At 48.5% G+C, this 12,251-nt stretch carries 12 protein-coding genes; 6 read left to right on the top strand and 6 right to left on the bottom strand.

The genetic code is table 11. The features are described 5' to 3' along the window. The first annotated feature begins 57 nt into the window (after window positions 1-57). The 5 genes from GJJ30_RS18690 (at window position 58) to GJJ30_RS18670 (ending at window position 5,432) form a co-directional block, all read left to right on the top strand. On the top strand, window positions 58-276 hold the full coding sequence (locus tag GJJ30_RS18690; RefSeq protein ID WP_154176708.1) for a DUF2281 domain-containing protein: 219 nt from the start codon (window positions 58-60) through the stop codon (window positions 274-276). Next, window positions 276-671 (top strand): type II toxin-antitoxin system VapC family toxin, encoded by a 396-nt coding sequence (locus GJJ30_RS18685; protein ID WP_154176707.1) that lies wholly within the window; start codon window positions 276-278, stop codon window positions 669-671. The genes GJJ30_RS18690 and GJJ30_RS18685 overlap by 1 nt, the downstream gene beginning before the upstream one ends. A gap of 45 nt (window positions 672-716) precedes the next feature. Continuing rightward, complete coding sequence (locus GJJ30_RS18680; protein ID WP_154176706.1) at window positions 717-1,619, top strand: alpha/beta hydrolase; 903 nt, start codon at window positions 717-719, stop codon at window positions 1,617-1,619. 187 nt (window positions 1,620-1,806) lie between these two features. Beyond that, window positions 1,807-4,278, top strand: a complete 2,472-nt coding sequence (locus GJJ30_RS18675) for a TonB-dependent receptor (protein ID WP_154176705.1) — start codon at window positions 1,807-1,809, stop codon at window positions 4,276-4,278. 83 nt (window positions 4,279-4,361) lie between these two features. After that, complete coding sequence (locus GJJ30_RS18670; protein ID WP_154176704.1) at window positions 4,362-5,432, top strand: fatty acid desaturase family protein; 1,071 nt, start codon at window positions 4,362-4,364, stop codon at window positions 5,430-5,432. A gap of 82 nt (window positions 5,433-5,514) precedes the next feature. Here GJJ30_RS18670 and GJJ30_RS18665 read toward each other — a convergent pair whose 3' ends face one another. Further along, window positions 5,515-5,931, bottom strand: coding sequence for a DUF4345 domain-containing protein (locus GJJ30_RS18665; RefSeq protein ID WP_154176703.1), 417 nt, complete (start codon window positions 5,929-5,931; stop codon window positions 5,515-5,517). A 123-nt stretch (window positions 5,932-6,054) separates the two neighbouring features. Between GJJ30_RS18665 and GJJ30_RS18660 the strand changes: the two genes are divergently transcribed. Further along, a complete protein-coding gene (locus GJJ30_RS18660; RefSeq protein ID WP_154176702.1) occupies window positions 6,055-6,945 on the top strand; it encodes a DMT family transporter in 891 nt (296 codons plus the stop codon). Here the strand turns inward: GJJ30_RS18660 and GJJ30_RS18655 are convergent. The 5 genes from GJJ30_RS18655 to GJJ30_RS18635 all read right to left on the bottom strand — a co-directional run bounded on the left by GJJ30_RS18655 (window position 6,942) and on the right by GJJ30_RS18635 (window position 12,184). Beyond that, a complete protein-coding gene (locus GJJ30_RS18655; RefSeq protein WP_154176701.1) occupies window positions 6,942-7,088 on the bottom strand; it encodes a hypothetical protein in 147 nt (48 codons plus the stop codon). The two genes, GJJ30_RS18660 and GJJ30_RS18655, sit on opposite strands and share 4 nt — an antisense overlap. A gap of 228 nt (window positions 7,089-7,316) precedes the next feature. Beyond that, the gene (locus GJJ30_RS32530; protein ID WP_154176700.1) at window positions 7,317-7,442 is read right to left on the bottom strand and encodes a hypothetical protein; all 126 of its coding nucleotides are present in this window, start codon (window positions 7,440-7,442) and stop codon (window positions 7,317-7,319) included. Window positions 7,443-7,470: 28 nt separating this feature from the next. Then, window positions 7,471-7,902 carry a beta-eliminating lyase-related protein gene (locus GJJ30_RS18645; protein ID WP_154176699.1) on the bottom strand — a complete coding sequence of 144 codons (432 nt, stop codon included), beginning with the start codon at window positions 7,900-7,902 and terminating at the stop codon, window positions 7,471-7,473. Between the two features lie 183 nt (window positions 7,903-8,085). Further along, window positions 8,086-9,369 (bottom strand): hypothetical protein, encoded by a 1,284-nt coding sequence (locus GJJ30_RS18640; RefSeq protein WP_154176698.1) that lies wholly within the window; start codon window positions 9,367-9,369, stop codon window positions 8,086-8,088. Window positions 9,370-9,460: 91 nt separating this feature from the next. Next, window positions 9,461-12,184, bottom strand: a complete 2,724-nt coding sequence (locus GJJ30_RS18635; RefSeq protein ID WP_154176697.1) for a hypothetical protein — start codon at window positions 12,182-12,184, stop codon at window positions 9,461-9,463. Window positions 12,185-12,251: the final 67 nt, after the last annotated feature.

Genomic DNA, 12,251 nt, shown 5'->3' with positions numbered 1-12,251 from the left:
TACTTGCGGGTATATTTGAAAAGGATTGTTAATTTAGAGCACCCAACGAAAAACCATATGCTGACCTCCGTAACTGGCATCTACGAAAATGGACGCGTAATTCTGGAAGAACCTCCTAAGTCGCAGAAAAAACAGAAAGTTATTGTGACTTTTCTGGATGATAACGAAGCCGAAGAATCAACGTTAGCGGAGCGCCCCTTCGGAACAATGAAAGGGAGTTTTAAACTCTCGTCCGATTTCAATGAGCCGCTGGACGATTTAAAGGAGTATATGTAATGCGGCTTTTGCTGGATACACACGCCTTGTTGTGGGTTCTTGAAGCTGATCCTCAACTGTCTCCTAAGGCGCATCAATTAATTCGCAACACTGCCAATGAAGTTTACGTCAGTGCGGTTTCTTTATTCGAAATTGCTATTAAAACAAAGCTGGGTAAACTGGAAACTCAACGAACCGCTACTGAAATTATACAGGAAATGCAGCGATTGGCAATACAACTGTTGCCAATCGCTCGTTCGCATTTGGATGCCTATCAACTCGTGCCTTTGCTAAATGAACATCGGGATCCGTTCGACCGGCTTTTGATCGCGACGGCGTATGCTGAAGAATTGGACCTAGTCTCTATTGACAGTAAATTCACCTATTATAGTGATTTAGTAAATGTGATTTGGTAAACTTACCATTTACCGGTTACCAAACTCCCCTAAGCCCTTCAAAGAATGATCAAGAAACTTCTGCTGAGCCTCTCCTGCGGCTTTTCAGCACTTATTGGCCTGGCTCAACAGGAAATACCGCTTTATAACGGACCGGTTCCGAACGCGAAAGCATCGGATGTCAGGGAAGTCAAACGGTCCGATCAGGTAGCAACCAACGTTATTAACCCGACGCTTTCGATCTACCTGCCGCCGAAGGGAACCGCCAACGGAACGGCGGTGATCGTTTGTCCGGGTGGGGGCTATGGCGCGTTGGTTATGAAGCGCGAAGGGTACGACGTGGCCGAAGCGTTCAACAAAATGGGGGTAACGGCTTTTGTGCTGAAATACCGCTTACCGAGCGAAAAAACCATGATCGATCCGTCCATCGGTCCGTTGCAGGATGCGCAGCAGGCCATCAAAACCGTCCGGCAACGGGCTGCGGAATGGGGCGTCGATCCGAAAAAAATCGGAATTATGGGCTTTTCGGCGGGCGGCCACCTGGCGTCGACGGCCGGAACGCACTTTAACCAAAAGGTGATCGGGAATCCGGAAGGCGTCAGCGTTCGGCCGGATTTTATGGTATTGATTTATCCGGTTATCACCTTTACGGAACCCATGGCCCATTCCGGCACGCGAAAAAATCTGCTGGGTACGACACCGAAACCGGAGCAGATCAAGCTGTATTCCAACGAATTACAGGTCGACAGAAACACTCCGCCGACCTTCCTCACGCACGCCAGCGACGACACCGTTGTTCCGGTCAAAAACAGCATTCTCTTTTACGAAGCCCTGCAACAAAACGGCGTCCCGGCCGACCTCCATATCTATACCAAAGGCGAACACGGTTACCTGAAAACGCCCGCTTTCGACGAGTGGTTCGGGCGGATTCGGCACTGGCTTGTCCAAACCGGTCTGATGACCCCGTAGGAATTTGCGCACGGATGATTAGCCGATAAAAAACCGCACAAAGTCCAAAAAACCGGTAGTCTTATTATTATAAGTTCCAGTAACTAACATTCGTATACTATTTGGAAACTGATCAGTAAATTAGCGGTTTAATTGACTTGTTCGCTTATTAATTCCATTCCCGTTGGTCGAAGGTGTTGACTGAAGTATGAAAAAAATCCTACTCCCGCTATTATTAGGCATAGTTGTTTCGGTTCGGGCGCAAAATCCGGCCAATATGCCGCAATTGCCCGCGATTCAGACCAACATCAAAGCCAGCTTAAAAGCGAAAATCAGCGGGACGGTGATGGACGTGACCCAGCATAAACCGGTCGAATTTGCTACAGTTGCCTTATTGAATCCCAAAACCGAAAAAATCATCGGCGGAACCACCACCGGCGAATCCGGCAAATTTACCATCAGCGGGGTCGATGCGGGCACTTACCGGGTCGTGATTAGCTTTATCGGGTACGAAAACAAGACCATCAATAACGTCAATGTGGGCACGGAAGGAACCGAAGTGGCGCTGGGCGTGGTGCAGATGCAAACGGATTCGCGGACGCTCAACGAAGTTGTCGTAACGGCCGAAAAACCGCTCGTCGAAGACAAGGACGACCGAATGGTTTACAACGCGGACAAAGACGCGACCAATTCCGGCGGAACGGCCATCGACGTCCTGAAAAAAGTGCCGCTGCTGACGGTCGATCCCGACGGAACGGTGAGCCTGAAAGGGAGCAGCAGCATTAAAGTGCTGATTAACAACAAACCGTCGAGCATCATGGCGCGCAGCATCAGCGAAGCCCTGCAAATGATTCCGGCGGAACTGATCAAATCGGTGGAAGTTGTAACGGCACCCTCGGCCAAATACGACGCGGAAGGAACCGCCGGGGTGATCAACATTATCACGAAAAACCAGCTCCAGGGCCTGACGGGCGGGGTGAACGCGTCGGTCGGAAGCCGGCGGAACAACCTCGGCGGGAATTTTAATTACAAACGCGACAAACTGAGCGTCACCGCCTACGGGGGCGGCAACGTCAATAATTATTACGGTGGCTCGGAATCGGTACGGCAAAACCTGCAAAACGGTCAGGTGATCAGCACCATCGAGCAGTTGAATGCCTATAAAAACAAGGGGCGTTCCGGTTTTGGGTCAATGAGCATCGATTACGACCTGGATACCTTAAATCGCATCGGGGTTGATTTCAGCCTGGGCGGGGAAGGCCGGAATACGAATTCGACGCGGGATACGAAAGTGACGTCCGACGATCCGCAGAATTTCCGGCGGTATAATCATACCCAAAACCGCAACCGGAACATGGACGTCAATTTCAATTACACGAAAACGTTCAAGCGGAGCAAGGAGCAGGAATACACGTTTCTGGCGCAATACAACCAGAATAAAAACCACAGCAATTACTCGCTGAACCAGTATCCGCTGCCCGAAAGCGAGGTGATCGACTACCGCGAGCGCAACAACAACGACAATCAGCAGAAGGAATTTACGCTCCAGACCGATTTTACATACCCCTTTTCAACGGTGAAACGGCGGTTGCTGGAGGTCGGAACGAAGGCCATTCTACGGAATGTCGGCAGTGATTACCGGCTGGAAAACGCCCCCGACGGTTCGCTGAATTACCAGGAAGATCCCAGCCGGGCGAACACCTTCGATTATCAGCAACTGGTTTGGGCGTCGTATGCGTCGTTTCGGATGCGGATCAATAAAATGTGGGGTTTCAGCCTGGGCGGGCGGATGGAAATGACGAACATCAACGCCAATTTTATTTCGACCAGCACGAAATTTACGGACCGCTACCAGAATTTTCTGCCGAATATCACCATTTCGCAGCGGTTTGGGGAAGAACGGCGGCTGAGACTCAACTACAGCCAGCGGATTCAGCGGCCCTCCATTTTCTTCCTGAACCCGTACGTCAATTCGTCCGATCCAAAAAATATTCAAACCGGTAACCCGTACCTGGACCCGGAACTGGCGCACTCGGTCGAGTTGTCGTACAGCACGTTTACCAAAAAAGGAACCACCGTCAATGCGATGCTCTTCGGGCGGCAAACCAACAACGCCATCGAGCGCATTACGACCGTCGATACCAGCGGAGTTTCGAGCAGCACCTACCGGAACATTGCCCGGAATTCGACCTACGGCATGAACCTGTTCGGATCGGCCCGGCCGGTGAAACAATGGAACATCAGCGGATCGTTCGGGCTGAACTACACTATTTTGAACAGCAGTGCCTTGCAGATTAAAAACGAGAACTGGAGTTATCAGTTCAACCTGAATTCGTCCCTGCAGTTGCCGCACGACATCAGCGTGCAGGCCAACGGTTCCTACACGTCGCGCCGGATTCAGCTGCAGGGGCAGTCGTCCGGTTTTTACTACTACGGTTTTTCGGGCCGGAAAGAATTCAAGAAGCAGAAAGTGACGATCACGGCCAACTTCGAGAACCCCTTCCGGCGCTACAATACCATTGAGAACCTCCTCCGCACGCCGACCTTCGTTTCGGACGGATCGAACTACAACGTGATTCGGAACATCCGGTTGTCGGTCAACTGGCGGTTTGGAAAAATGAATGCGGGACAAGATCGCGAGAAAAAGAAAATTTCCAACGACGACGGCAAACAGGGGTAAGCGGTTGAGTATTATTGGCGACTGACTTGCTTCTTTTGGGGAAATGCCTATCTTACCCGACCTTTTAAGCAATTAAACCGTCAATGAGAAAACTTCCGCCGATTCAGGACCCTGGTTTTGTTAGTCAACCTGCTACCACTTTCGACCGGTTTTTAATGCGGTATATCCGGGACAGCCGTGATCTGCCGTTTCTTTACCTGACACTGAAAATTACGTTTACGCTGGTTCCGCTGGGCATTTTGCTGTTTGTTCCGGCCATCACCGGCTGGATATGGTGGACACTGGCGCTGGCCTGTTTTGCGTCGTACGCCATTTATAAAGGGCCGTTTGGGCTGATGGTTCATTGCGCGGCCCACCGCCCGCTGTTCAAGCGGGAATACAGCGGCCTGAACTATTACATGCCGACCTTTCTGGCGCTTTTCTTCGGCATGTCGCCGGATACATACCAGAGTCACCACATCGGCATGCACCACCCCGAAAACAACATGCCGGAGGACCTGAGCAGCACGATGACCTACAAACGCGACAGCGTCCGGGAGTTCCTGCTCTATCTGGCCAATTTCTTCTTTCTGGGCGTGATTACGCTGATTGGCTATCTCAAAAAGAAAAACCGCCAAAAAATGGCGACGAAGGCTATGAGCGGGGAGATTCTCTTTCTGGTGATGTGCGCCATTCTGCTCTGGGTCAATGCCCCGGCCACTATTGTGGTATTTCTGCTGCCGTTTGTGTTGACACGGGTGTTTGGCATGATCGGCAACTGGACGCAGCACGCCTTTATCGACAAGGACGATCCGGCGAATGCCTACAAAAACAGCATTACCTGCATCAACGTCAAGTATAACCGCATGTGCTGGAACGACGGCTATCACATTAGTCACCACTGCCGCCCGGCCATGCACTGGAGCGAACACCCCCAGTTTTTTACCAAAACCCTCGACAAGTACGCGGCCAATAAAGCCATCATTTTCGATGGACTTGACTACGGGCAGGTGTTCGGTTTGCTGTTAAGTAAACAGTATGACCGGCTGGCCAAACACGTCGTCAACGTCAACGATGCGTTTCAGAATGAACAGGAAATCATTGAATTAATGAAATGCCGCGTCCGGCCCATTCCGAAATGGAGCCCGGTGAAAGCTGCGGTGGTGGCAGGGTGAGGGGAACGAAATGAACAATGAATAATGAACAATGAATTCAAGCGAGCGCTTTTTCATTGTTCATTATTCATTGTTCATTTCTTTACGTAGCGAAAACCGCCTTTGCCCGGGTGTTTGCTCGTAGCAGCGCAAGGGCGATGACAAAAAAGACGGATTCGGTGACGAGCCACTGCTGGCCGAAATCGCCCAAAGCGCCTTCGACAAACACCGTGATGGTGCGGGAGAGCGCGTAAAATCCCCACAACAGGCTCAGAAAGGCCAATCCTTTGTTTACATCGGTGATCATCAGGTAGATCAGGCTGATGAATAATGTAAGGCCAACCCCGCCGTAGACGCCCCGGATCGAGCTGAAGGCATCCGTGTTTTGGAGCTGAACGTGCACCAGATCCATGACCGATTGCGGATTGAAAAAAGCCATGACACTGACCGACAGCAGGGCCAGCGCCGACAAAAGAATAAAGCCTTGGGCCGCCCGATTTACCATTTTTTGCGTTTGCATGTTCTTCGTAGTTGTTTGTTTACGAAGCAAAATTGCACCCGGTTTTGGTAGAAAATCTTGGTGCTGACCAGGATTTTCGATTTTTGTTCGGTCGGATCGACGCATTCTCCGTACCTTGGGCGCATGAAAACGGGAGTAGTCGATCGGGGGTTGACGTCGAAACAATTGGGTTTGCTGCTGGGATTCGTTGGGGTCGTCTGTTTTAGTTTCACCATGCCGATGACCAAGCTGGCGCTCGCCAGTTTCAATCCCTGGCTTCTCACCTTCGGCCGCGTTTCGGGAGCGGGTCTGGTGTCATTTGCCCTGCTGGTCCGACAGGGCCGGTTGCATCTGATAAAACGGCATTTTCGGACGCTGGCGGGCATTTCGCTGGGTGTGGCCCTCGGTTTTCCGTTGCTCACCAGCCTGGCATTGCATACAACATCCTCGTCCCACGCGGGAATTGTCCTGGCGCTGTTGCCGCTGATCACGGCCATTCTGGGAGCGGTTATTAACCGCGAGTCGCACCGGACCGCTTTCTGGATCGTTTCGGCCAGCGGTTGTCTGACGGTTTTGGCGTACGTGATGCTTCGCGATCAGGTCCGGCTTCAGGCTGCCGATCTGCTTCTGCTCGGAGCGGCTCTCTCGGCGGCAGTTGGCTACACGCTGGGGGCAAAACTTACCCGAAGCCTCTCCGGCCTGGACGTCATTTGCGGGGCGCTGGTCGTTATGCTGCCCGTCAGCCTGCCTGCAACGGCGGTTTCGTGGGTGTATCAACCGCCGGTTGTCATCCACGATTCGGCGGTTATCGCCATGATTTACGTGACCTTACTGAGCCAGCTTTTTGGCTTTGTGCCCTGGTACAAAGGGTTGGCGCTGGGTGGTGTTGCGCTGGTGTCGCAGGTGCAGCTTTTACAAACGTTTTTAACCCTGACTTTTTCGGCCTGGCTCCTGGGTGAAACGATTGGCTGGCTTGAATACGGCGTCGCCGTTCTGGTGATTGTCCAGATTTATATTGCGAAGAGAGTTGGCTAACAAATCAGCGATTCCACAAAGATGCCTTCCAATTGCTGCGCCGACAACTGGCCGACGGTTTTGTTGCCCTGCATCGTGAGCCGATTGGACGGTGTTGCGGGCGGCAAAACCGTAACGCCCCGTTTTTTTAAATTGAGCTGCATAGGCTTTCAAATCCCTGTCTTTGACCACCAGCGAAAAAATATTACTGCCGGACGGTACACGCTCGACCTCAAAACCGGAGTGTTTGCTCAACTTCTGGATCAGTTCCTCCGACGTTTTGACGGCCTGTTGATACCGTTCCTGAGAACCGTCGGCGTCATGCAGCGCAAACGGCCAGGCTTGCGGTAAACCCGACCCAAACCTTCGCCGGTCATGGTACATTGGCTCGATCAACTCCTTCGGTCCGACCAGAATTGCCCCGAAGCGGCATTGAAATATTTATAGAGCGACACATTCACCGTATCGAAGGGAGCCGCATAGTCGGCCGGAGAAATACCGGTGTAGGCCGACTCCATAAACAACCGGGCACCGTCGAGGTGAAGTTTAATCGGGCAAACTCGCAGGTTTTTTCATCTGTTGAAGATCAAAAAGCTCCCCGCGTCGCTGACGAACGGGCGATTCGATCGAAATAACGCCCACTTTCCGCGCCACGCGCCAGATAGCGTTTTTTTCCAGTACCTCCTGCACTTCTTTCAATGTAAAAGTAGCCTTGTTAGCGCCCAACGGGATCAGATTCAACTGACTCAGGGTCTGGCTACTATCGCCGGTATCACAATACACATGGCTTTCATTCTGCACAATCACGCGGCTGTTCTTTCCCGCCAGCGTCCGGATAGCCAGGTGGTTGGCTAACGTGCCGGTGGACATAAAAATAGCACTCGGTTTTCCCCGCATTCGGGCAAATTTGGTTCCCAGTTCTGCCACGCAGCCGTGCAGGGAATACAAATCGGCCTGAACCGTGCCTTTCTGGGTCAACTGGGCGAGTAACTGAGCGTATTCGGCGGGCGAAAGGTGGATGCTGTCGCCGGTAAAATTGACCTCGGCAGGGACTTTGTCGCGTGGGGCGGGTTTCGGATCAGCCGCAAAAACCGGGGTTGAAACAGCGGTCGCTGCGCATACTTCCAGGAAATTTCATCAGTTGATGTGCTCCATGTAATATCATGAATAAGGTAAATACTCCCACCCAAATTCGGGCAATAATAAATCATGGACTTCTTCAGCAACATTCCCGTAATAACCTAACATGGCGTTGTTCCAGATTTGCTTTATAATAGGGGGGAAATTACCGGACGAATTATCGAGAAAGCGATAAAATTTTTCAACTATTGCTTTGTTTTTGTTGTACCAATTCTCTAAAACCGTCTTATTTGAAGCTAGAGTTGAACCTTGAAAGCGTTTAAAGATAGCTTCATCACTAATCATAGAACCTCGGGGGGGTAATGTTGCTTCCAGTTCAAGAAAATTATCTTTAGCTTGGGATGATAAATTAAGAAGGTTTTCTTGAATACCCGCCTGGATGATCCGGCTGCAGATTAAGCAGCGATACCATTTAAGACCTTGAAGCTTAATTACATTCTCAAAAGTAGAAACAGTTGGCCTTAGGTTCTGGACAACTATCAGGTGATTTTTGTCTGGTGTTATCGTGTTTCCCTCAATGGAAGTCCAGTAAATTATAACATGTATTTTGGGGTTATTTTTTTTTAATTTCTTAATAGTTTTTTCCGCAAAGCCAGATTCAAACTGAGCAGAGAGACAATCATAAAAAATTACTCTTTTTATATGCTTTAGATCGATAATATCATTCAGGACGGCCTGGTTGATCCCATTGATACCCGTACTGTAAGCCGCAATTATATTGATCTCATAAGGCACATCTTGCTGAAAATAATTGTTTAATAAGTCTTTGATTTTACTGTCGCTAATAGCGATTCCCCATCTGCCTTTGTTATTATAAAATCCTGGTTCGATTCCCGGGATAACAATAACACCTGTTAATTCAGTGGTATTTTTGAAGAAAGTTCGTAAACCATGTCGGTTCAATTCGGTCCCTACAGCAAATAGTAATGATAAATGTATAACCTGCTTGGAATCCCATTTAGCTGCTTTATTTTTTTTTAAGGTTTCAAAATAGTCCTGTACTTCTTTTCCGAAATAATAGTGAAAAGTGTGCTTTAATCCATGCTTCTCAATGGGGTTGCGCGTATAAGTAGATTTTCCTTTCAACATAGGATTGCTGACAGGATCAGCCATATTGGGCAGCTCAATCTTTCCCGACTGGCCCTCTTCTATAATTGCTGTGCCGGATTTGATAAGTCCGGTAAAAATATTTTTATGTAGCCCAATTCTTTCCGGCTCATTTACATTAGTCGAGTCATTAATCAGGCCGAATTCATCAATAAAATAGGCATCAAACTCTAAGGATTTATCATTACTTTTATCCATTTTAGCGACGAATGATTAAGTTCTGAATTATTATTGCCCATTTTACACTTAACGAAAACTATTGAAAGCTATAAAATTCTATAAAGGCTTTTCATATTTCCAGATCGGTGGGTTTATAGTCAGCCGCAACAATCTGGTCTGTTGGAAGAATGGAAATCCATTGACTAAACACCTGATTTGCTGGTAAGCCAGCGTCAAAACCGCCGGCGAGGTAATTGAAACCCGTCTCAAAAACCTTATCAGTTTCCAGCACGCTCTTGATAGAGCCATTTTCCTTCTCCATTCGGTCCGCTACAATTTCCAAAACTTCTCCGACGGTTTTGCCAATAAACTCGGCATCTTCGTCAGCGTTACCCAGATAAGGGCTATCCCATCCGTCATTTTCATGTCCTTCAATGGTTCTGAGCCAATTCAGAGCGGCTTTTTCCCGGCCGGGCCGAATCGGAATAACGGCTTTAACCCAGGGCGCATTTAAAAAGGCATTTCTGAGATTATCGCCGTCAAGTTGTAGTAACCAGCCTAAAGAGCTGCCCAATTTGGCCGTAGGCGAATCCTCCGTAATTTTATAGTTGTCGGGTCGCGTCTCAATATCGTCCCATTTAACGACGTCATTATCGGTGAGATTAATAGTGGCGTCACCCACGTTGACGCCCGGATTGAACTGGCTAGCATGTCGACGGGGCATCCACCATTCTGGGGCGACAAAATAAAGCATACCGTCTACATCGAATATGGCGCGAATGATTTCTGAACGGACATGGCTAAGTCGGGAGTTAGCTTCATCCTTAGGATTATTCGTTGCAATGGCCCAACTGTCAAGCATCAATTTTTGAATCAGATTTCGATAGATAATAGTCCGTTCTTCTTCCCTCAAATCCCAGGATGGGCGTTCTTTGATACTCCTCGCATCTTTAATCCGCTCACGCACATTCTCTAAAAAGCTTTTTCTGATTAACTGACTCTTTTCTGCGTCATATTTGGCCTGAGCTACTTTCTTGTTGGCTACGTAATCCGTAAAAGCAGTAGATTGGGGCTTGAAAACGAGTTCTACATCCAGATTAAGGCTGTTTTCACTCCCAAAATTTACGAACTGCAGGATTAGATCAAATGAACCGTCCGTTTTGCGTTTTACTTCTTTAACAATGCATTGTTTGTTGTTCTGGGGACCCAGAATACGGATGTCATCAGTGAGTTCATAATTACTTTGGGGCGGATCGAACTTGAAATTGAATGGTCCCATAATGATGTTACTGTCATCATCATTATCATCACCTTTGATCAAGCCAATATGCTTGCCAGCGTAGTTTCCTGAAAGATCCTGATGCCAATATTCATAGTTCGCCTTCCAGTTGCTATAGTTGAGAATCGGAGAGAATGGAATTGGCAAGGTTACTTTTTTTACAATATTAGCCGGAGGTGGACCTATTTCGGGTTGCTTTAGATCGGCCAAATCCGGCGATTCCGCAAAGTGAACCAGTTCGGCAAGTCCCAGCTTAGCTCCAGCATCATCGATAAATACCTGCCAGCACAACCGTGTACCCAAATCTTGCATCTGAACCCCAACCCGACGCATCTTACGCCGTAATTCATAATTGATCAGATTGCCAGTTTGATTCTGAAGTAAGTAACGTCGGCTTCGCGTATCCGTAATTTCGGTAGTCGTTTTAAAGACCGATTTAAAACTTTGCTTAATTTCTGAGGAGAGTTTTTCGGCTTGTTCACGATTTTGTTTGTGACTGGTTTCACGGGCGTCCTTACGGGTCGTTTCTGTGCCAAAGCTGGCTGTTGCAGTACCCTGATAAACCGGATAGGTGATACTTTGCGTTGTGGTTATGCCGAGTTTGGTGCTACGACTGTTCTCGGTTTTAACAGCGTCGCTGAGTTCATCTTTAACCTCAGTACTTTGTTCCGTACGGGTAGTCATTTCCTGAAATTGCTCCTGTGTACGCTCCACGATGGTTTTGCGGGTACTTACTTCAATAAGCTCGATGGATGTTCCCGGTGCCAGCCATACATGCTCAACCGGTTCTCCCAGAAACGTTCCCAGATCAAAAAAATATTGACGGAACAGATGTACAAAACCGACCGGAGATAAAGAGCCACTTTTATCATTTGGGTCAATCGTTGATAAAGGATCAGTTGAACGAAATAAATCACTCAGAGGTGGAGCAACCTGCACCGAAAAAAGTTGATTTAGCTCACTCGGGCTCAAATTTTCCTGACTTTCTAGGCAAAAAAGCAGAAAAGTAGCAATCTGAGACTCATACTGCATGAGTTTGAGATGCTTTGCCGAAACACTGATTCGCATTTGGTCGGTAATGGGCTGCCCAGCGGACTGAGCTATCATTTCTTGATAGAGCCGGGATCGATGAATGTTATTAGCTTGGAGCAAAAGCCCATTTTGAGGGTGCATGATAATGTCTTTCCCAACAACTTGAGCCCACTTATCTCCTAGTGGCAATTTCCCATTAGAGTTCACATAGGTTTGTAGCGGAATTAATACAAGCTTTAATAATACGCTATCTAAATCTTTGGTTATAAATACTTTATAAGGGGAGGTGCTTTGCCCAATCCCCAGAGGGGTAACCATCCATTCGCGAGGGTCAGAAGCATTTTTTACCTCCAGTGGCCCAGGCGTGATTCTGCCATCTAAAATTTGTTTAATTCGCGAATCGACTATCGTACCACCATTTCGAACCCATTGTGTGGATAATTTTGATGTCCAGCCTAACAACGGTTGATATACACCATAGTGTTCGCTTGCATACGGAGGGATACCCTTGTACTTGTCAATGTCTTTATTCAAATCGAACATCGTCGTCTTAACTTTTTGGTGGGACTAATGGCAAACGGTACCGAAGATTACAATAGCATCTTCCAAT

It is taken from the genome of Larkinella terrae (assembly GCF_009668025.1).
In the GTDB taxonomy this organism is placed as follows: domain Bacteria; phylum Bacteroidota; class Bacteroidia; order Cytophagales; family Spirosomataceae; genus Larkinella; species Larkinella terrae.
This window is presented reverse-complemented; position numbering and strand designations above follow the sequence as displayed.